The sequence below is a fragment of the Desulfosporosinus lacus DSM 15449 genome, assembly GCF_900129935.1.
GTDB lineage: Bacteria > Bacillota > Desulfitobacteriia > Desulfitobacteriales > Desulfitobacteriaceae > Desulfosporosinus > Desulfosporosinus lacus.
Window position 1 is genome coordinate 28484 of record NZ_FQXJ01000011.1, and the last position, 21515, is coordinate 49998.

General features: G+C 42.4%; 20 protein-coding genes. 10 read left to right on the forward strand and 10 right to left on the reverse strand.

Annotated elements, in window-relative coordinates; genetic code table 11:
• Positions 1–206: 206 nt before the first annotated feature.
• Positions 207–1040, forward strand: a complete 834-nt coding sequence (locus BUB11_RS15285) for a DUF3102 domain-containing protein (protein ID WP_073030631.1) — start codon at positions 207–209, stop codon at positions 1038–1040.
• A gap of 118 nt (positions 1041–1158) precedes the next feature.
• On the opposite strand, the gene BUB11_RS15290 is transcribed toward BUB11_RS15285, so the two are convergent.
• Positions 1159–1611 (reverse strand): MarR family winged helix-turn-helix transcriptional regulator, encoded by a 453-nt coding sequence (locus BUB11_RS15290; RefSeq protein WP_073030632.1) that lies wholly within the window; start codon positions 1609–1611, stop codon positions 1159–1161.
• 191 nt (positions 1612–1802) lie between these two features.
• Between BUB11_RS15290 and BUB11_RS15295 the strand changes: the two genes are divergently transcribed.
• The 4 genes from BUB11_RS15295 (at position 1803) to BUB11_RS15310 (ending at position 7264) form a co-directional block, all read left to right on the forward strand.
• Complete coding sequence (locus BUB11_RS15295; RefSeq protein ID WP_073030633.1) at positions 1803–2405, forward strand: TetR/AcrR family transcriptional regulator; 603 nt, start codon at positions 1803–1805, stop codon at positions 2403–2405.
• A 291-nt stretch (positions 2406–2696) separates the two neighbouring features.
• Positions 2697–3953, forward strand: coding sequence for an efflux RND transporter periplasmic adaptor subunit (locus BUB11_RS15300; RefSeq protein ID WP_084110312.1), 1257 nt, complete (start codon positions 2697–2699; stop codon positions 3951–3953).
• A 12-nt stretch (positions 3954–3965) separates the two neighbouring features.
• Positions 3966–7049, forward strand: a complete 3084-nt coding sequence (locus tag BUB11_RS15305; RefSeq protein ID WP_073030634.1) for an efflux RND transporter permease subunit — start codon at positions 3966–3968, stop codon at positions 7047–7049.
• 26 nt (positions 7050–7075) lie between these two features.
• A complete protein-coding gene (locus BUB11_RS15310; RefSeq protein WP_282434007.1) occupies positions 7076–7264 on the forward strand; it encodes a DegV family protein in 189 nt (62 codons plus the stop codon).
• An 89-nt stretch (positions 7265–7353) separates the two neighbouring features.
• Here BUB11_RS15310 and BUB11_RS27585 read toward each other — a convergent pair whose 3' ends face one another.
• The 7 genes from BUB11_RS27585 to BUB11_RS15340 form a co-directional block, all read right to left on the reverse strand.
• Positions 7354–7578 (reverse strand): hypothetical protein, encoded by a 225-nt coding sequence (locus BUB11_RS27585; RefSeq protein WP_159436942.1) that lies wholly within the window; start codon positions 7576–7578, stop codon positions 7354–7356.
• A gap of 493 nt (positions 7579–8071) precedes the next feature.
• Positions 8072–8254: a hypothetical protein gene (locus BUB11_RS15315; RefSeq protein WP_073030635.1), complete on the reverse strand. Its 183-nt coding sequence runs from the start codon at positions 8252–8254 to the stop codon at positions 8072–8074.
• Between the two features lie 129 nt (positions 8255–8383).
• Positions 8384–9076 carry an ABC transporter permease subunit gene (locus tag BUB11_RS15320; RefSeq protein WP_073030636.1) on the reverse strand — a complete coding sequence of 231 codons (693 nt, stop codon included), beginning with the start codon at positions 9074–9076 and terminating at the stop codon, positions 8384–8386.
• On the reverse strand, positions 9077–9991 hold the full coding sequence (locus tag BUB11_RS15325) for an ABC transporter ATP-binding protein (RefSeq protein ID WP_073030637.1): 915 nt from the start codon (positions 9989–9991) through the stop codon (positions 9077–9079).
• A 117-nt stretch (positions 9992–10108) separates the two neighbouring features.
• The gene (locus BUB11_RS15330; RefSeq protein ID WP_073030638.1) at positions 10109–11047 is read right to left on the reverse strand and encodes a sensor histidine kinase; all 939 of its coding nucleotides are present in this window, start codon (positions 11045–11047) and stop codon (positions 10109–10111) included.
• Positions 11040–11738 carry a response regulator transcription factor gene (locus BUB11_RS15335; RefSeq protein ID WP_073030639.1) on the reverse strand — a complete coding sequence of 233 codons (699 nt, stop codon included), beginning with the start codon at positions 11736–11738 and terminating at the stop codon, positions 11040–11042. Before BUB11_RS15335 ends, BUB11_RS15330 begins: the two co-directional genes overlap by 8 nt.
• Before the next feature lie 48 nt (positions 11739–11786).
• A complete protein-coding gene (locus tag BUB11_RS15340) occupies positions 11787–11924 on the reverse strand; it encodes a DNA-binding protein (protein ID WP_200797931.1) in 138 nt (45 codons plus the stop codon).
• 392 nt (positions 11925–12316) lie between these two features.
• Between BUB11_RS15340 and BUB11_RS15345 the strand changes: the two genes are divergently transcribed.
• Positions 12317–13450 (forward strand): Wadjet anti-phage system protein JetD domain-containing protein, encoded by a 1134-nt coding sequence (locus BUB11_RS15345; protein WP_073030640.1) that lies wholly within the window; start codon positions 12317–12319, stop codon positions 13448–13450.
• A 111-nt stretch (positions 13451–13561) separates the two neighbouring features.
• Here BUB11_RS15345 and BUB11_RS15350 read toward each other — a convergent pair whose 3' ends face one another.
• On the reverse strand, positions 13562–13798 hold the full coding sequence (locus tag BUB11_RS15350) for a DUF2442 domain-containing protein (protein WP_073030641.1): 237 nt from the start codon (positions 13796–13798) through the stop codon (positions 13562–13564).
• Between the two features lie 5 nt (positions 13799–13803).
• The gene (locus tag BUB11_RS15355; RefSeq protein ID WP_073030642.1) at positions 13804–14070 is read right to left on the reverse strand and encodes a DUF4160 domain-containing protein; all 267 of its coding nucleotides are present in this window, start codon (positions 14068–14070) and stop codon (positions 13804–13806) included.
• A gap of 178 nt (positions 14071–14248) precedes the next feature.
• Here BUB11_RS15355 and BUB11_RS15360 point away from each other — a divergent pair, with 178 nt between their 5' ends.
• The 4 genes from BUB11_RS15360 to BUB11_RS15375 all read left to right on the forward strand — a co-directional run bounded on the left by BUB11_RS15360 (position 14249) and on the right by BUB11_RS15375 (position 21416).
• A complete protein-coding gene (locus tag BUB11_RS15360; RefSeq protein ID WP_073030643.1) occupies positions 14249–15793 on the forward strand; it encodes a hypothetical protein in 1545 nt (514 codons plus the stop codon).
• Entirely contained in the window at positions 15786–16520 is a 735-nt protein-coding gene (locus BUB11_RS15365; protein ID WP_073030644.1) for a DUF6063 family protein, read from the forward strand. The genes BUB11_RS15360 and BUB11_RS15365 overlap by 8 nt, the downstream gene beginning before the upstream one ends.
• Positions 16521–20921, forward strand: a complete 4401-nt coding sequence (locus BUB11_RS15370; protein WP_073030645.1) for a coiled-coil domain-containing protein — start codon at positions 16521–16523, stop codon at positions 20919–20921. It begins immediately after the preceding gene.
• 153 nt (positions 20922–21074) lie between these two features.
• A complete protein-coding gene (locus tag BUB11_RS15375) occupies positions 21075–21416 on the forward strand; it encodes a nucleotidyltransferase family protein (RefSeq protein ID WP_073030735.1) in 342 nt (113 codons plus the stop codon).
• Positions 21417–21515 lie beyond the last annotated feature (99 nt).

Consider the following 21515-nt stretch of genomic DNA (forward strand, 5'->3'; position numbering starts at 1 on the left):
CTTTTCCCTCCCCCCTTTATCCAGAGGCCGATGGATTCGGCATGGTTGTATATAATATGGATATGCTTGTACTATGGTTACTGTAGGGAAGCATCTTGTCCAAACCGCATTCTTTTATTGGCACTATAGACCTCACACTTGTCTGGGACTCGGCATATCCTATAGCGGTATCTGAAAAGACATTCCGTAAAAGGATGGCAGCCGGTATGAGAATGGAAAATTCCAACAGGACCCTTGAGCAAATCGCGTCTGAGATTAACTTTATCAAGGAGGAAAGTGGCAAAATGCTGCTTAGCAACGCCGTTGAGATCGGAGGTTATCTGACGGAAGCCAAAGCGCTGGTACCCCATGGAGAGTGGCTCAAATGGCTGACTGAATCAGTGAGTTACTCCCGAAGCACAGCCAGCAGACTGATGAAAACCTTCCGGGAGTACGGACCTATACTCTCCTCCCCCGTCGGAGAAGAGAGGCCAAATGGTGCACCGGTGCACCATTTGAACTACACCCAAGGGCTCATCCTTTTTGGAATTCCGGTAGAGGACCGGGATCAATTTATAGCGGATAATGATGTTGGGAACATGAGCAAGCGGGAGCTGCGGCAGACAATTAGTGGCCGGACGCCTCAGGAAGAAGACCTTCAAGAACCGGAAAATCTGATGAAGCAAAAGCAAGGAAGTGCAGCGGAAGAGGCAGTGGAAAAAGAAAAGGTAATAGATATACCTTTGGATAAACCTATGGAACTGATCCCGGTGGAACGAAAAATCAACAAGCCGAAAACTCTGCAAACTGCACTGCCAGCAGAGAATACTAATACCGACAGCATGAAATACGACGCCCAATACGCCATGCACCGCGACAACATGCTCAGAGCCTACGGGGAGCTGCTGAAAACTCTTGTTGATTTAAACAGAGTAGACCCGGTGAAGAAGGAAGTAAACAGGAAAGAGGCCTTAAAGATAGCGACTAACATGGTGGAGACGCTGAAAAAATATCCTCCTGGGATTAAGACAAATTTGAATATTAAAAAGGATCGAGACTAGCGCACAAAAAGATGCCTGCAACGGCATCTTTTTGGTATCCTCAAGGCACGTAGAGACCGTGGTAAGTTTGAAAACACCTACAGATTAAAAACCCAGTATTCATGCGAGTTGTATGGTTTTATGACAGTTGCTTCTCAACGTTTTCAAAAGCACGGGTCAGCAGAGATACAAACATTGCTTTTTCGGCATCTGACATACCTCTAGTTGCCAGTTCTTCAGATTTCGATAATGCTGTACTCTTCTCATTAATCAATTGTTTGGCTTTGGCTGTTACATCAATACTGAGGTTACGTCCGTCGGCCGGGTTATTATTGCGCGTTATAAATCCAGCTTTCTCCAGACCGTTCAATAAGTTTGTCACAGAGGGACCACTTAGAGCCATAGTTTTCTCAAGAAATTTTCGGTTTATTTCAATGTTTTTCTCGATTGATTGATTAATATGCCAAAGAAGAATCGCTTGCGAAGTATTCAAGCCATAATCTATTAGAAGTTGGTCAGTTACTTCCCGAAGCTTTTGCGCTATAAGCTTAATATATAGGCTATAAGGATATTTGTCGAAAACACTTTGCATAGTGGAACGGAGGTCGCAGGGACGGGGTTACAGACAACACAGGTTTCAAGGAATTAGCGGACAATGCGCTGTATACATGCGGCGGAGGGGCTAAGTAAGATAGAATAGCAGATAATAGAATTGACGTGACACCTATTTTAATGTTAACATAAATACATACCAAATGGTCGGTTTGAAAAGGGAGATAAGTCATGAATGAAACAAGAGAACATATTTTGAAAGTTGCATTTAATCTTTTTTTACTCAAGAGCTATAAGGAAGTAACCATGGCTGAGCTAGTAGAAAAAACAGGAATGTCAAAAGGCGCTTTTTATCATTATTTTAAAAGCAAAGAGCAGTTATTTCTGGAAGCACTTAAACACTGTATGTCTTCCATAACACCTGATTTTAGTATATTCGACAAGAATTCTCTATATGAGTTTTATCACCAGTATGCAGTTTATCAAAATAGAATACTCAATTCGCTTCAATTATATGGAGATGATCTGGACCGTGGTTTAACTGTGAACTATTACTCACTTGTTTTTGATGCTTTGAAGGTTTTTCCAAGCCTCCGGGAAAAATTGCTTGAACACGAACAAAATGAACTGAAAGCATGGAAAGGGGTTATCTCTACAGCTAGAAAAAACGGAGAGATCAGGTCATTCATGAACGATGAACAAATTGCTAAGGTATTTATATATACAAATGATGGAATTGCAATCCGTATTAGTTTAATGAAAGACTGCAGTGAGGATGCCAGTGATACCTTGTTAGAGTTATGGGATAGTTTTTATATGGAACTAAAAGGGTAAATTTTTTTCTATCATACATACCGACCGGTCGGTATATACTTTGAATTTATTTAACTTATTATACAAATGTGAATAAGGGGGTATGTAATATGAAGAATCATGTATCGTGGATGATATGGGCATTTTTAGAATAGGTAAGCTACTGCGACTCCGATAGGACATTTTTAAAGGACTGCAGACGCACTTATGGTAATGTGGGTGAACGAACCGTCCTTGGAGGATGTTCGCTCTCAGATAAAAATAGGTGACCTATTAAAGAAGTACAAATGAAGTATATGAGGGGGATTAATCGTGTTAGAAAAAATCGGTTTAGCTATCAGGGGCTTTAAAATTACGAAGAAGAAAGTTCTGACGATTGTTATCGTATTTGTTTTGGCTGGTACAGGAGTTAGAAGCTTCAGGGGAAAGCCGGAAAATACCATTGCCGAAACTGCTCCAAATATAGTTTGTGTCAAAGCCACTGTGGCCGAGAATGTTATTGAGCAAGCAATCATTTCGTATAAGGCATCATTAGAAGCCTCTGAAGAGGGTATTGTAAGTGGCAAGGTCAGTGGTAAGGTAGTTCAAGTGCTGTTTGAAAATGGTCAATATGTAACCCAAGGAGACCCGCTAATCAAATTGGATGATCAGGAAATCAGAAACAACATAGCTTCTTCTCAAGCTCAGCTGAAAGCTTCAGAGAGTCAGGTTAAATCTGCTGAAAGTCAATTGGTAGCGTCTCAAACGGGTTTGCAGAAAGTGCAGATGAATGTGGATAACGCTGTGCGTACCTACGCTAGAATGAAGGCGCTTTTTGATGGGGGAGCGATTTCCAAGGTTGAGCTAGAAAACTCAGAGACAGCACTAACTAATGCAAAAAGTGATCTAGAATCTGCAGAAGCCAATATTGAGTTGTCAAGATCTAATATCGAAACCTCAAAAGCTAATCTTGCTACAGCACAGGTTGATTTGAAAATCCTTACCGATTCACTGGAAGACACGAAAATCACTGCGCCTATTACCGGCATTATGGATGAGAAGAGTGTGGATTTGGGGCAATATGCGAACATGGGAGTTGTCCTAGTAAAAGTTAAAGCTATATCCCCAATCTATGCTGTGATAGAAGTAGACCAAAACGATATAAGCTCTTTGCAAGTAGGACAGAGTGCCAAAGTAACCGTTGGCAGTAACGTCGTTAAAGACTATGACGGAATAATTAAAAGTATTGAAGCCTCTGCAGATGCTGCTTCAAGAGTTTTTAAATGCAAAGTTGAGGTGGCTAATCCTGATCAAGCACTGAAACCGGGTATTTATGCCAAGGTGGATATTGTAAGTGATCAGACCTCAGAAGTGATTGCAGTGACAACGGATGCTTTGAGTGGAAATCCAGGAAATTATACAGTGTTTGTGATTGATCAAGGGGTGGCCCGTAAACGTATTGTCAGTATCGGGAAAATTTCCAAAGGCTTAGTGGAGATTAAAGACGGCGTAAAAAATGGGGACAGTGTCATTATTACCAATGTGAATACACTGCAGGATGGCGATGCGGTTTCAGTTGTAAAGGAATAGGAGGACTAGATTATGTTTTTAACAGATATCAGCCTGAAACGGCCTGTATTTGCCACTGTAATAGTTATCGCTTTGCTTGCCCTAGGTGCTTTAAGTTACATAGGTCTACCCATCAACGAAAATCCTGAGGTCGATGTTCCTATGATAACCGTTACCATTTCCCTGCCTGGAACTGCAGCAGAACAGCTGGAAACAAAAGTGACAAAAAAAGTTGAGGAAGCTGTCGGACAAATTTCAGGAGTGAAACACATTTCCTCCACTATTACGGAATCCTTCTCCCAGACAATGATTCAGTTTAGTTCTGGAACGCAAGTCAATGTGGCTGCTCAAGAAATTAAAGATAAAATAAGCAGTATACGGGGTACTTTACCACAGGACATTAATGAACCCATTGTTCAAAAATTTGACTTAGCTGCCGTACCCATTATATCTTTCGTGGTCACTAGCCCTCTTTCCAACAAGGACTTATCTCAAGTGGTCGAAGATGAGATCACTAAAAAACTAAATACGGTGAAAGGTGTTGGATCGGTTACCACCTATGGTGCGCAAGTCAGGGAGATACATATCAAACTCGATAAAGAAAAAATGGCGGCTCTGAATGTGACAACTGCGGAAATCACCCAGAGCCTGGAAAGTGACAACATAGATAGATCCAGTGGAAAAGTTTCCAACGGTGATAAAGAAGTTTCCCTCAGAACGAATGGTACGGTCAAAGAAGTTAATGATTTCTTGAATATTTTAGTCGCCAATCGTAACGGTACTGAACTTAGAATCAAAGATATTGCCCAAGTGGAAGATACTATTAAGGATCGGGACAGTTTATCCTATTATAAAGGTGAGGAATCGATTGGGATTGATATTGTCAAACAATCCGGAGAAAACACCACCCAAGTCGTGGATGATCTTAAAGTGAAGCTTGCAGAGATTCAAGCGTCACTGTCTAAAGATGTAAAAATAGATATTGTCGATGACAATTCGCTGGTCATACGAGCGTCCGTGAGTGAAGTTCAGAAAACCTTGCTGGAAGGTTGTATTCTGGCGGTTCTCGTGGTTTTCGTCTTCCTGCGGAATGGGGCAAGCACGGCTATCAGTGCAATTTCACTGCCCACCTCGATTATCACTACCTTTGCCGCTATGAAACTGATGAACTTTTCGCTCAACAGCGTGTCATTAATGGGCCTTTCCTTAGCGGTTGGATTGCTCATTGATGATGCAATTGTTGTCGTTGAGAACATTGTACGTCACATAAATATGGGGAAATCTCCAATGCAAGCAGCGAAAGACGGTGCGAGCGAAATTGGACTGGCGGTGACGGCTACAACCTTTACCATAGTTGCTGTCTTTCTCCCCATTACCATGGTTGAGGGATCGATCGGGGCCTATTTCGCGGAATTTGGTCTAACGGTTGCTTTCAGCGTCTTGATTTCGTTATTTGTATCCTTTACCTTAGTGCCGTTGATGGCGTCTAAATATATAAAGAGTGAAAATGATAATAAAGATAAAAAACACGGTCCCCTGGGTAAATTTTTAATATGGTTCAATCACTTGTTTGTTAAACTTGCCAGAGTCTATACAAGACTTCTCGGTGTAGCACTGAAGCATAGGATTAAAACCATAGCTATGGCAACTGCAATGTTCTTCGGCAGTTTGCTCCTTCTTAACGTCATTAATCCTAGTTTTCTAGAATCCTCAGACAACGGAAAGATCACAATCGTAGCGGCAACAGATGGAGGGACAACCCTGACGAGGGCTGCAGAAACAACTAAAAAAATGGAAAGTATTCTTAATAAGTATCCTGGAGTAGTGCGCCTGTACTCGACGGTTACACCCAGCAACATCAACATTAGCGTACAGCTTATAGATAAGAATGCCAGAAAAGAGACCTTAAGTGAAACTGCCAATAAAATGCGGGAGAGTTTAAAGCAGATTCCGGGGATTACCCTTTCTATGACGACTGGTTCAACTCTGGGAGGAGTAGCGAAGGACGCTGAGTACCATTTTACCGGCGATGACTTTGAGACACTTTTAAACTACTCGCAACAAGCGGAGAGCGCCATAAAGAGAATTCCTGGGGCAGTTGATGTAAGCATGAGCTATAAGAGTGGCAAAGCAGAAGCAACCCTTGAAGTGGATCGTGATCGGGCGGCTGATCTCGGTGTGAGTCCACTGGTCGTAGCCAATACGTTGGGAACCCTCTTTAATGGTTCTCTTGTAACCCAGTATGAAACAGAAAAAGATCGCTATGATGTTAAACTATTGCTCCAAGATGATCAAAGAAAGGACTTTGACAGCTTAAAAGGGATTTATGTGCCTGGTTCAAATAACAGTATGGTTCCTCTTGATCAGGTCACAAAGCAAGTTTTTGCCACGGGCTCTACGACCATCAATAGGTATGATAAGGCCAGAGAAATTCAAGTGACGGCCAATGTCTTTGGAGTTGCAACGGGTGACTTTAACACTCAAATTAAAGCAGCGTTGGAAAATGAAACAAAAATGCCTACTGGAGTCAACCAAGTTAGCGGAGGAGATCAGGAAGTGATAGAGGAAACTATCCCTGGCTTAATGAAAGCACTATTTTTAGGAATTCTGTTCATATACTTGATCCTTGCCGCCCTGTTTGAAAGTTTTATTGATCCCTTTGCGATTGTCTTCGCTTTGCCCTTCGGTATTATTGGAGCCCTGTTAGCCCTGTTTCTTACCGGCAGCAGTTTAAGCATGATGACATTTATTGGCATTATCATGTTGATGGGACTGGTCACTAAAAATGCGATTTTGCTAGTTGACTATGCTAAGCAAAAGCTGGGCGAGGGAGAAGAACTAAGCGCCGCGTTACTTCTGGCGGCTTCTACACGACTGAGGCCTATCATTATGACGACTTTAGCGATGATCTTCGGTATGCTTCCTACAGCACTCTCTACAGGATTAGGATCTGAAGGACGCTCACCCATGGCTTATGCCATTATTGGTGGGTTAATTACATCAACTTTTTTAACACTCATAGTTGTACCTGTAATTTATACTCTGTTAGACGATGCCAAAGGATTGTTTCACAGGAAACCGTTTGCGGGTGTAGGGCGGAAAGCGTTTAAGGGCTAATAAAGGGTTTCCACTACGGTTGCCCCTTGGCAACGGGTCTGTTCCAAATCATTATACAAAATGCAGAATGCCAGGAAGATGCGGACTATATGTGTAATTATCTAAGAGAAAAAACAAATTTTGGTTATCAAATATTTATAAGCACTTTAGGCATTATAGTAGGAGCGCATTCAGGTCCGGGAGCAATAGGGATCGGTTTTGTGGAGCATCCATGATCTGCGCCATTTTGATCTGATTTTATGTTAGCTAAATTAACAAAGTGTAGCTATTAGCCAAGAAGCCTGCAAATAGAGCAAAGACTAGTTCACACTGGTTTTTGCTCTATTCCTATACACTTTGTTATATGACGCTTACGTTTTAAAAGCAGCCGATTAAGCTTGCGGCGGGTCGAAAAGGAATTCCCAGCAGGAGAAGAGCCTGGTAGTAGGTCAAATTCGTCAGCGCGCTGACGAATTTGAGCTGCCGCAGTCATCGCCGGAAGCGAATAGTTTATCTCCATATTCTTCAAAGAGTCTTTTGAGGAAGACATATTTAATGCATTGGTTGAGAGCGCGCGTTGTTTCTACACAATGCTAGGCAGTAATGCCTAATTAAAAGTAGACAATAGGTGCAAACCTATTGAACTGTGTTTCCGAATCATTGGGTGAAATCCCCGAATGCACAGAAGATTGGCTGTGCAGAAAGGCTAATACTCCACATGCTGTGATAAAAAGTGAAAGTGATTCATGGTATGAAGCTCGGTGAAGGTGGCGAAACATCGACCTGTAAAATGCATCATTACACAAAACTGTCACAGGCTGGTACACAAAGGATTAGACGTTTCAAAACTGGTAAAAGCGAAAGTTTAACAAAAGATTCTCAAATACAGTAAAAGGTTAAGTTAGAAGTCATGTGAAATAAATTGCTTGATGAAGCGCCGTACAAAAGAAATTCTCACGCCAACGCATTTTGTTTTGTGTTGAACTAGGTGATGAAAGAGTAATGTGCGGGGTGTAGTTACCGACCATCATTAGTTAATTCCGTTAGAGAGTTAACTGAATAATACGCGTAATGATTCCTATAATACCTAAAAATAAACAAATTGTTCCGCCGACCGCTTTTGATTGACTTGACGGATTCTTTTTCCCTGAAATCAGATTCAGACCAAAGAAAATTAAAATCACGCATAGTACCATATTTATCCCAAAAAAGATGTTCGTGATCATTGTTCTTATCCTCCCTTTCAGTCCTTTATGAACATTTTCAGTACGTTGCTTTTTCGAAATTCTTTAAAAACTATTGCAAATTTATTTCCCCCGGAAAATCTCATGAATAAAAAACTACGCAGCAGTCTGCTAAACGACATCTTTTTTCTCGACATCTCTTATTGTTAGATACGCAAAGACAATTGAAATGAATGTTAATACAATGGGAAATACTACACTCCCTGCCAAGGAAAATCCGCCTATGTTGCCTTTGAGCAGGACAGCTAAGAAAAACGATGCCACAATTGTTGCCACAGGCGATTTGCTTATCATTCCAATAAATAATGCGATTAAGCTGATACAAATGGTCATAACAGATTTTAAGACTACACTGACATAAAATGTGATATTTAAGATATCAAAATCTATTTTTATTGACGGTTGCAGGTAGCGGGAAGCAATATAAATACTGCCATAAATAATTACCTGTGCTACGATTATTGATACAAAATTGAAAGCTAGGACTGCTATAATTTTTGATGCTAAAATTTTTCCTCTTTTAATAGGATATGAGAACATCAAATCCATTGTTTTGTTCTTGTAGGCATTGATGGTAAATGCAGAATGCATAATTGCTGTAAAGATTAAGAATACGATACCTGTTAACATTTCAACAAAAAACGAAACGCCTATAATTCCTTCTGCGATTTCCGGGTCTTCAAATCCTAAAAAAAATACGAAACCAATAGAAAGCGCAGTTAAAGATAAAATTACTATCACAGAATACAAAGCGTACTTTGCCGCATTATTCTTTAACAGTTCCAGTCTGATTAATTTCAACATTTACCTGTCCTCCGTGGTCATCTTGATAAAATAATCTTCAAGAGATTCGCTTTTTTTGCTCATAGATTCAATAGCCACGTCGCTCTGCACCAGACTTTTTGATAATTCCGGTGTTGGCGTGGCAACATCGTAAATTCTTATAACCTTGTCATCAATGATTTTAAAATTATTGATATGCAAATGTTCAGAGAGTACATATGCAGCCTGTTTTAAATTCCCAGCCACTAATTCTACATACGAAAGATTCATATCGCGAACTTCTTGCATGGTAAGTTCTCGCAACATTTTCCCGTGATTAATGATACCGATTGTATCCGCGATATTTTCTATTTCGGATAAAATATGGCTTGAAATCAAGATTGTTATACCGCATTCCTTGCAGAGCATTTTAAGAAGATCCCTGATGTATTTAATACCGGCCGGGTCAAGTCCGTTCATTGGTTCATCCAGGATAAGCAGCTCCGGCTTAGTCAACACCGCCCTAGCAAGTCCGAGGCGCTGCTTCATACCCAATGAATAACTGCGAACAGCTTTATTACCTGTTTCAGTTAAATCTAACATTTCCAGCGCGTTCTGTACGCTATTGGGACTGTAATACCCCATATATTCACAATGTAGTTCAAGATTTGCCGCACCGCTTAGATGGTCATAAAATGCTGGGTATTCTATGATGCTTCCCATCCGTTTTAATACATTGTAAGAAGAGTGCGTAAGCCGTTCTCCGAAGATTTCAATTTCTCCACTTGTGGGTTTGAGCAGATTGGTAATCATTTTCATGATTGTTGTTTTACCGGCGCCATTCGGGCCGAGGAAACCATAGATTTCATTTCGTTTGACATTCATATCTACATTAGACACTACTTCGTTGTTATCAAATGCTTTTGTAATTCCATGCGTTCGGATAACATAAGACATAAAACCGCCCTCTTTCTATTTTTACCCTAAGGCTATTGTAGTTTTTTGCCTTTTCAAAACTCTTGAATAAATCTTACGAATTTCTTTCGCTTGAGTATCAGCGGCAAATCAAGTAAGTTAATAGTTCATCTTTTTTAGTTTTACTGTAAAAACCGTTTCAATAAAGGGCTGACTCTTTAGCATAATTTCGCCACCTAGCTTTTCTGCAAGACGTTTTGCAATTGTAAGCCCTAGACCATTCCCTTGTATTTCCTTATTCCTCGAATCTTCTAACGTATAAAGCCGATCAAAAACAAGGGCAGTGGATTTTTCTTCAATTCCTTTTCCTTTGTCAATGATGTCGATGTAGGAATAATTATTATCAAAACGCAGAGTCATACCTAAATATTTGCCCTCATAACCGTAACGAACGGCATTTGATATAAGGTTAAAAAGAATGCGATCAAGTGCATCCTCGTTTCCCTGCACATAGATATTAATTTCAGGTATGTTAAGCTCTACCAAAAAGTCTCTGTTTGTCAGTATATCGTAGAAGTCCAAGATGTTTTTCTTACATATTTCATTGATATTTATTCGGGTTATAGGGATATCGGTATCTCCAGCCTCCAATTTCGCCAAGGTGAAAAACTTATTGATTAATTCCATCACCTGATGCGCTTTGTTCTCAACCTTTTTAAGCGATTCCGTTTCATTGCTTGGACGCATCAGCATAATTTCAAGATAGCCTAAGATGACAGTTAAAGGTGTTTTTAGATCATGAGATATATTTGATAACATTCGCTTTGACGCGAATTCGGATTTTCTGTAGTCCGTTTTTGCCTTTTGTCGATCTTCAAGCATTCTGTTTGCTTGCGTAATCAGTTCCATAATAGATTTTTCATCAGTAAATACCATAATCTTTTCAGCTGTGTTTTCATCCAGTATACGCGAGAGGTCCTCAGTCACCTTCCATAAATCTCTTTTGATGGCCTTCTTGGAATAAAATACAAAACAAAGTGCGACTAACAGCCCAGCGAAGCAGAAAGCCAATAGAAATCCATAGATTGATTCAATCATTACCCTCACCTAATTTATATCCGATTCCCCATACCGTTTCTATGTACTTGGGGTTTCTCGAATCATCCTCGATTTTTGCTCTTAATCTGCTGATATGGACATTAACAGCATTTTCATCGCCTATATAGGCATCGTTCCATATCTGAGTATAAAGCTGAGCTTTTGTATAAACCTTTTTAGGGTTTTGAATTAAAAGTTTGAGAATATCAAATTCTTTGGCTGTCAGTTCAATCTTTTTGTTTCCTTTGCTAACGGTATAGTCATCTACATTCAATGCAATATCATAGGTCGTTAAAAGATGCGGTGCTTCGAGAGGTTTATTCTGTGAATATTGCGTTGAACGCCTAATATTTGCTTTTATTCTTGCCAGCACCTCTGTTATGGAAAAAGGCTTGGTAATATAATCGTCCGCGCCTAAACCTAACCCCAGTGATTTATCCAAATCGGTGTCCTTTGCTGAAATAATAATAATCGGCACAGTGCTTTTTGACCTAATATTTTGCATGACTTCAATTCCATTTAATTTAGGTATCATAATGTCAAGCAAAACTAAATCAAAAGTTTCTTGCGCAAATTTTTGAAGGCCATCTTCACCATCACGCGCACTGTCTACTTCAAATGATTCACTTAGCAGAAAACTTTGTAACATTTCGCTGATTTCAATATCGTCCTCAATTAATAAGATCTTCATACTACACCTCTTTTCTCATTCTTTTTTCTACGACCTGCAACTGGTTTTTCAACATTTACAGGGGACAAGCCAAAGATTTCTCTTTTTCGTTGCACCTTTAATACGTCCAGCAACACAATAATGTGTGACCATATGTCCAGTGACACCCCACTTTACACCCGCGTCTTTGACTGTTAAATTGTCCATACCTGCACCACCTCGTATAATCTATAGCCATTATATTTCAAGTTCTTGAAACAAACAAAAATCGGGGTGTTTGATGCATGACCGCGTACGCCAAAAAAAGCAGTTAATCTCTCGTGAAAGATTAGCTGCTTTTACGCGTAGTAAAAAAGCACTTTACTCTAAGTAGTCAGGATAAAGCGGTAATAAAGGTTCATGCTGAGAAGGATAGAGACATCCTCCCAACATCTAATTTAATTGAGAATGTACCGTCCTTAAATGACATGATTTCTCAAGGCTATTATGCTTAAGCAAAAATTTTAGAAAAAACTCGTTTTGGCAACCCTATAGCAGGATGATGGGATATTCGTAGAGAACTTGTAGAGAGCAAGACTTAATAGATTGGGGGAAGCAAGTTGCTCCAGGAGATCGAGAAACTAATTAACCAATCTAAGCTCAAAAGTCTTTCTAGTTCGAAGCTGGAAGACCAGCTCGAGCACCTGCTTGGTGAGGGTTATTCTAGTCAGGGAGGGTATGACAGCTTCGAGCGCGTACTCAGACAGTTATGTGATCAGGGAGTGCTAGAGCCAGTGAAGGCGTCTGGAACGAACGGACGCAATCCGCTTTTATATAATCGGTACCGAAAAATAGCGCAAGGTTTGGAGCATGAACAGCGGCTAAATCTGATCAATTTGCACTCCCTCTTACGAAGTGGGGCGTATAGTAAATCCCCGCAAGCGTATTCGGAAGATCAGCGTTATCTTCTAGCCCTCGATGCTTTCCTGAAAGATCCTCACCAGAGGGAGAGTTTAGGGGAAGCTATTTCTGTCAATGAACGTTCCTTTCAGATTTTTAACGATGAAAAATTCCTGCTTAGTGATCGTGGACGAATCTTTTTGCAGAGGATCGGCAGAACACTAACGGATCTAGCCTGTTACATGACGACTGAGCCTTTTTTCTATATGGATTATCGCTCTAAGGGGTCAGCCGACAACCAGATAAATCAATCTCCCGAGCCATCGCAAACTGAGAAAAGGCACAACACGGATGGCTTTCTTGATCTGTCTTACTCTGCGCTGATTGTTGAAAACAAGGACACCTTTTATAGTATTAAACGAGCTTGGCAAGTAGGGAACCGTTCGATTGGTGGAGTACTCTTTGATCTCTTAATCTATGGTGAAGGGCGAAAAATTGTGGGTAGCTTTGCCTTTGCTCAGGAGATACCGGACTTGGTACCGGAAAAAATGCAAGTATATTATTTCGGCGATTTGGATCCCGAAGGGCTTGATATCTTCGGCTCCTTGGTAGCCGCTTTTCCCCTGATTTCAATCAAGCCTTTTACGTATTGTTATCAGGCATTACTTCAGCTCTTTGGAAGGAACGCTCCCTTACGACGGGAGAAGGACCAAAAATTACGGGCGGTGTATGAAGAAACCTTCTTATCCTATTTCACTCCTGAGCTAGGCCAGGAAATTCAGGCATTAATCCACTCTAAAAAGTATATTCCACAAGAAGGGTTAAGTTATGCTTTCTTTGCGCACCATCGTTAATCCTAGGTAGGAGGTGCCCCATTGAGAGTGCTGGACATAAAAGAACAAGGTGTTCTGCGTTGACGCGGAGCACCTTGTTCGACAATAATAGCGGCTATAAGCATTGACATTTTATGCATTTTTACTGTTATTATATAACTCATCGGGGCATATATCCTCGCCAGATGCCCATTCTAAAGTGATATCACTCACTTTAACAGTATTAAACATATGCTTGTTTTTCAATTTCCGATAAAACGGTTCCTCAATTAGCTTTGACATATCATAAATCTTCGTCTCTCCGTTATCAAAAAGCACTTGCAAGCTGAAGTTATTCAATGGCTTAACTTCTTTTGGTCTTGGTACCATCTTAATCACTCCAAACCCTTAATGGTAAAATACTCCCCAGTCTCCTGAACGGACTTCCATAGTGCCTCAAGTTCCTCCATATGGATTGTAGCCCAGGCAGCAATAAGCTTCAGTTGTTTCTTTGGGATATTTCCTGTTATAATTTCACCATCGAGTGAAAAAGACCCGGAATATTCTCCATAAATCGCATGAAAATGGGGTAGATGGTGCTGCTCTTGATCATTAAAAAACATTCTTATTAAAATCCCATAAAAGTGTGAAATTAAAGGCATGGTATCACCCCTGAAAATATTTCTTAATACTTTTATATTAGCACAGAATGAAGAGAGAAATCTACATAATGGAAAAAATTCCAAGATAATGTCTGCAGTGCTACATTACCGAACCTCACAGGCATACTGACTGGTAATTTTCTTGGATGTGCTTTAATCCTAGGAAGGAGGTGCCCCATTGGGAGAGGAACTAAGAGGGTTTGCGGAACGGATTCACAATGTGGCTCTCTTCCAACCACTTTTTGATTTACAGAGAAGTCGCAAGTATCCCGAGTATGATTCCTTGGCGATCGGCTTTGGAATCTTGCTCTTTACGCTGGAAAATATGCTGATTGGACGAGAGCATTGCGATCACCAGGAAATCGCTGTTTATGTGCGTCAAATGATGGCGGAAAGTTATCAGGTCAATCTCAGCGAGAATGAAAGCACTGAGATGGCCTATTACTTCCTCGATGCCCTGCGTAACAACGGTCGGCCGTTTGATCTCGAATTTAAAGATTTGGAAACTGGTGGGGATGTGCGCTGTAAGTTTGCCCTGATTGAAGTGGCTAATTACGAAATTCATGGGAAAATGCGCTTTAAGCTCACTGATGCCGGGTTGGATTTGTTGTTTAAAACTAAGGAAATATATAAGGAACTTCGCATCAGCATCTCGCAGCTTTATTTGCGCCAACAGATCGAAAAAGGGGTCTTTCACGAAGCACTGCGCACGATTGATGATCTATATGTGCAGGTTCAAGATGTGCATGGAAAAATCGAGAGAATCCGAAAACTCGTCTTGCGCAATGTCTCGGACGTCTCCGTGGCCAACTATATTGCTCTGATGGAAGAAGTGACTGAGCAACTTCGTCGGGAAAAGGAAGTTTTCGCCTCCCTACAAACCTTACTTCGGGAAACGGTCGACACCTATCGGTTCCGTGAGTTAAATGTTAAAGAACGGGAGAGCTTTGACCAATTGATCAGGGTATCCACCCGTCTTGACTTAGTCGTTAATGAACATAACCGTTTATTTACCAGTAAATTAAGCTTGGGCTCCTTACTCGAGGAAGCGATGTTGGACAGCTTAGCCAATACCTTTCGCGTGAAAGTCAATTTCGAGCATGAGTTTGTGGATCAAGTGATTAACAATAACACGCCGTTAGATGCTTTGCGCCAAGTACTGAACCCCCTCTTTAAATTTAAGCGAAATCCCTTCTTTAATATTCTGCGCGTGCTGGAAGCGCAAAGTGTTAAAAGCGATGAAGCCGAGCAACAAGAGGAGTTCCGGGGTCCTTCTGAAGAGGATCTTGCCAGAGCAGTAGAACGTGAACGTCTCTTGAAAAAACAACGGGATTCACGGACCTTAAACTATTTAGGCATTATTCTAGGTTCCTTTAAGTCTCAATCGGAACAAACTCTGCAGGAGATTCTTGCTGAACTTCCTGTAGAAAGCTACGTGCAAGTTATTTCTGAAGTGGAATTCTACGCTTTCTTGGTTCAACTTCACCAAATGGGTGAGATACCGCTGGTGGTGGATGAGGAAATGCGTGCCAAGATTATCGATTCCGAAAGCGGCAATTTACCGTTTTTACTCTTGAAATACCTCGATGACCATCCCGAGGTGAGTCAATACATGGCCCTTGAGGTGCAGGCCGGGAATGATGAGCTTGTTTTTGAAAATCTCAGCAGAGTCACGGATTATCGATTCTCTGTTAGCTTAGAGGGGAGGGGTCAGGATGTTTGAGTCCTACAAAGTCGAGACGGTCGAAACTGCTCTGAAGATCTTCTTGGAGCTGGCGCGGCTTGGTCAGCTTCACAAAGAAGATTATCCGGAAATGGTTCAAGCGTATAAAACTGATCAAGAGGTACAGGGGCTGTTCACAAATATTATTGAACCTCTAGCCGATGTTAAGGTCTTGGAGTCGTTATACGTGCTTTACCTTTCCCCGAATGTGGATAACCGCTTCTTTGGCTATACCAATGAGGAACTCAGAGATAAAATGAAGTTGGCTACAAACCGGGAACTTTATCTGGCCTATTTCGTGATTCTGTCCCTGTTAGCGATGTTTTACGGTGAAGACAGCTTGAGTGAAGTAAGCCGTTCCTACGTTACCGTAAGTGACTTAGAACAGTTTGTGAGTACGAGACTTCAGGATTTAGGGGCCAACCCGGACCTTCCGGACCTCGAAAAAGAACTGGAGATTAATTTGCTGAGTTCGGTGGAACTTTGGCAAGATATGCCGGAATATGATCCCGACCTCAAAGCGTTGCGTCGCAGTACGAAAAACAGGATCAGCTTTATTCTTAAAGTGGCCATGTTTCTAGAAGCTGAGGGGCTTGCCCATGTCGAGCAGGACAGGGAACTTTATGCTACAGAGAAAACGGAACAAATGGTGCGAAAATATTATTCTGACCGGGGTCGTCAGGAAAAATTGCTCACCTTACTCTGTGCGCGAAAGGAGACCCTCTAAATGCCACAAATTTGGCGAGCGCGTTTGACCAATATTGAATATGATTCCGGTAAGAAAGTCTATGCGGACGAGCTGTTTCGTTTCAATAGCCAAAATACCCTCATTAATTTGGCCAATGGGGGTGGGAAAACGCTGTTGATTCAGCTGCTTTTGCAAGTAGTGCTGCCCAATGAAACTCTCAACAAGCGTCCTTTAGCCGATCTCCTCGGGAGCAAGAAGTATACCGGGCATATCTTAGTCGAATGGAAACTGGATAACCCAGAGCCAACCTTCCTGACGACTGGCTTTTGTTTTACGCGCGGCAATGACGAGGGGGATCGCTTAAAGTACTTTCTGTACACCCTCCATTACCGGGAACCAAACGAGTTTGATATCATGAATTTACCGTTAGTCCAGCAGAAAACTCCGCTGGACTATACGGAATTACTGCTCCTGTTGCGTGGAGCTCGTCATCAAGATTCCCGTGTCACGATCTTTGACCGAGATGACAAAAAACGTGCCTATCTGGCCCACCTTGCCAGCTACAACATCTTTGAAAAAGATTGGAAAAACATTAAAGTAACCAACAATGTAGAAGGTGGAGTCGGGGAATTCTTTGCGGCGGCCAAGACCTCTAAGCAACTCTTAGAAACTGTCCTCATTCCAGCTGTTGAAGAGGCCATATTCGCGGGAGAGCAGGATGCGAAACGTTTGTCCCAGGCCTTTGCTCAAGTCCATCAGAACTTGGTTCGTCTGCCGGAATTACAAAAGAATCTGCACGATTTTCAGGTGCTGCGCACGGAAGGGGAGCGTGTTTTAGAAGCGGTTCGGAGTTTTGAGCAGAGTCAAGGTAAGCTAATTCGAGAGAAAAGCCGTTTGAGGAAGCTTTATAACAGTGCTGATCGAGATATGGGGGAGATCAAGCAAGATTTAGCCAAGATTGAGGAACAATTAGTCATCTGGAAAAATCAGCGCATTGAGCTGTCCTTCAAGGCGGACAGTATTCCCTATGTACGCTTGTTGCAGCAAAAAGAGTTTGCAGAACACGGGAAGCGAGAGGCAGAAGAGAAGCTCAACTCAGCTACTGAGCAGTATTTAGAAGCAGACTTCGTCTGGCGCCAAAGTCGTGGGTATAATGACTATTTGGAGCGGGCAGAACTCTTCGGGGAAAATGCCGCTCTGAATAAAAGGAGAGAACTCGCTAGCCTAGGGCAGGAGGAACAGCTCCTGGAATTAGATCTCTCTAGGGTAAGCTTCCGAGCTATCCTCGCACGATTATGTTCAAAACTCGAAGAAGAGTATACCCAGTGCAGTGAAGCAAATATGGCCATGGACAAACGTTTAAGCGACCTCTCGGCCGAGTTAACAACGCTACGTCAAATGGATAAAAACTTAGCAACGAGGGTGGCGACCCTCGAAACCACCCTGGACCATTACCAAACGAAGTGGGACGAATTGTACCAAATCTATCAAAATATGGTTTGGTTAGAAGATCCAGCCCTGGCGTTACGTGAGCTGACGGCGATACTTACTGGCCTCCAGGAAAAAATTAAGGCCCTGGAAGAACGGCGCTTGGCGTTATTCGCAGAGCAAAAAACCCGTGCCCAGAGAATTCAAGATTTAGCAGTTCGGCTCAGTGGAAATCAAACGACTCTCAAAGCGCACCAGTCGGACAAACGCCAAGCTGAGGAGGCGTTGTTGGAACTGCAGGAGTTTTTGGGGCGTTATTCGATCCGCTGTGTTGTCCCTTATACTGAAGAAAGTAGGATCAAGGCGGAAATCAGCGCTAAGAAAATGGAGTTTCAAGATAAGATCCGGTTCGAGAGTGTAAGAATAGAACAACTTAAGGATCAATTAAGTCTCATCCGTGAATCGGGAGCGTATGTCCCAAACCGAGAAATTGTGAAGGTGCAAAAGCTTTTGGACGAGTTGCAGATTCCGGCCCAACTTGGGAGCAAGTGGCTGGAAGAGCAAGGGGTAAGCGAACAAGAACGTCTTGGCTATGTACGGCATAACCCTTTGCTTCCCTATGCTTTGATCCTAGCCGAAGAAGACTTTAAGCGCCTGCAAACCAACAAATCGTTTCAAACTGGAGTACTTAGTTGCCCGGTTCCGTTGCTGGTACGTCGACCGGATCTTGTCCCTCCGGAAGAATTGCCCCCCGAAAAGCTGATGTCCGTGAGTGGAGGTCCGGCGTATCTTCTCTGGCACAAAGGGTATGACTATGCCTTATCTCCTGAGTCGTTAGAAAATGTGGTAACGGAATTGGAGCTTGAGCTGGATTGGGCGACCAGAAACCTTCAGACCTTAAGCGCAAATGAAGAGCAGCTTAGAAAACTTGGTGATCTGGAAAGCTCTTTTTTCAGTCGATATCCTTCGGATTATCTCCCCATCCTCGAAAAACATCTCCAGAATGTTGAGCAGCAGTTGTCGTTGGACCTAGGCGAAAAGGAAAGTCTAGAAACGGAGAAAACTCAAGCAGAACTTGAAGCTGAAGAGATTAGGTTATTAAGTGAAGATCTAAACAAAGCAGAGCATTTGCGAGGTAAGGACGTAGAAACGTTTACAGAGTGGCAGAAAGAAGCACTCGCGCACACTCGGCATTTAGAAGAACATAGGGGACTACGAGAGAAACAGGCCGAGATTACTCGCCGCCTACTTCAAGGTGAGGGTGAGGAAGGGCAACTTAATCGAGACCGCCTCACTGGAGCTAGTAGGCTTAAAGAGGTCGAAGGTTTAAGGAATACTCGAAGACTTGAGCTCAGAGACGTTCCGTTACCCAATCGGCAAGACTTAACTCCTCGTGAAGCCCAGTACGAGGAAGCGAAAAGGTGCTGGCGGGAAAGTGAAAACGCGGTTGCTGAGGTTCATTCAGAATTAAAGTACTGTGAGGAAAACATTAAGCGGAACCTGAACGAAATCGAACGCTTGCAAAAACGGATTGAACGGGATTTGAAATTGTCACTTGCCGAAGTTGAAGACGCTAAGTATAAGACCTCCGAGGAGGAACTCGATCGGTTGGAAGCGGAAAGCCTCGCTTGGAAAACGAAAATTGAATCCAGTCAAAAGACGGTGCACTCCAAAGACAAAGAAGTCGAACGACTCTCGGGCCAACTGACGGAAAAAGAAACTCAAATCAACAAGATCTATGGAAGACCACCGGAAACGGGGTTTAATGACTTAGAGCTCGCGCTCGCTAAACTAGAAAGAGAGAAGCACGCCCTTCAGCGCCAAGAACTGGAATGGACCTTGATCCAAAAAGATACAGTGGAGCAGGAACGAATCCTGGCAGATGGACAGAAGAGCTTGGCCACCAGTCTGAACCTTTTCGAAGTTCCACCGAGCGAAGAAACGCTGCCCCAGGAAGAATGGCAGCTGATCCGCGCTAAGCTCGCGAGTTCGATCGAGACCTTAACTCAAGAGTTAGGCCGGGTACAAAAATTAGTACAGAAGCTACGCGAGGCTGGTGAAAAGTCCTTTCGGGGGTATGCGGACATCCTGCGTCGTCAAGGGAACAGCGTTGTTGACCGCTTTGTGAGTCACCTGCTGGCCGATGAAGAGAGGCGTTTTCAACTTGAAGTAATGGAACAAGCCTTTACCAAGAGCTTTGAGATGATTGCCAAATTTGAAGAAAAAGTGTCGTTTGAGCTTATCGAAGCCGAGCGAAACAAACAAGAGCTCGTAGAGCTGTCGATCAATCAAGCGCAGAGAATCGCTCAAGAAATGCAGATGATCGACCGTTACGTGAAAGTTGACTATGCCGGCAAGCGAGTTAATGCCGTCCAGATCAAGCTTAAAGAGTGGGAACCTGATAAAGCTCATGCTCTGATGAATGCCTATATTGACGATTTGATCAAGGAGTTAAAGCGCCTGGCTGAACAAGGGGAACCGGAGGAGAAACAAGAGAAGTTTATTGACAAAAAGATGGCTTCTCGTCAGCTGTTAAATGTCCTAGCTAACCTTGAGCAAGCTACGATCCGAGTCCTTAAGCCAGAACAGCACCCAACGAGCCCATATTTTGATCGCTGGGACGATGTTCAAAAATGGTCTGGGGGAGAACGGTTTGCAGGATATATGGCCATGTTTATGGCAATTCTCAGTTATACGAGGAGCAAACTAAGTAGCCTCCATAACCCCTATAAAGTTATGTTAGCGGATAATCCCTTTGGAGCCGCCTCCTCTCCACACGTCTTGAACCTCATTTTCCAGATGGCGGAAAGTAACAATATCCAGATGATTTGTCTCACCGCCCTCACTGAAGACACGATTTTCTCGTACTTTCCAGCGGTCTACAGCTTGCGTCTCCGACCATTCATGGGCAAGGACTATATGACCTCGAAGATCGAGCGCGGGTTCTATCAGATTGATCCTTTAGAAGAGGAGCTGCGCAAAAAACGGCAGATCGAATTTGAGTGGGAATAGGGGTAAGGCGATCATGCTAGTCAACCATCGTTCGTGCGAAGTTGGATGAAGTTAACCTTGTCCACAGAGGAAAGTAGCTAAATAACCTATTGTCCGTTAGTGATACTTGTGATATGGAATTTATAGGGAATGGAAATCATGGGGGAAAAGGCTATGGATATATCCTCATACGTCGAAGGAAATAAACTCAAAATTGAACAAGAGGAACGAAGACGTTTAGATTTTTATAAAGAAGCTCGCGAAAAAGCGGAGAAAGTTGCAAATGCCTTACGATATTCATTCCCTAATATTGAGGTTTATCTCTTTGGCTCACTGACGACAGATCGGTTTGAATTGGAGTCTGATATTGACATAGCTGTCAAAGGATTACTTGAGGAGCATTATTTCAAGGCGTATCGGATTGCCGAAGATAATGCAGAACCGATTCCTATTGACTTCATTCAATTCGAATTTGCGCAGAAGTCTATGAGAGAACGCATTGTGAGGGATGAGTGAGAATATGACAAGCAAAGAAAAAAAGAGCACAATATAAAAGGCTTATCGTTGAAATTAAAGAGGATTTAAACGCAACGCAAATGACGTTTAAAAAAGATT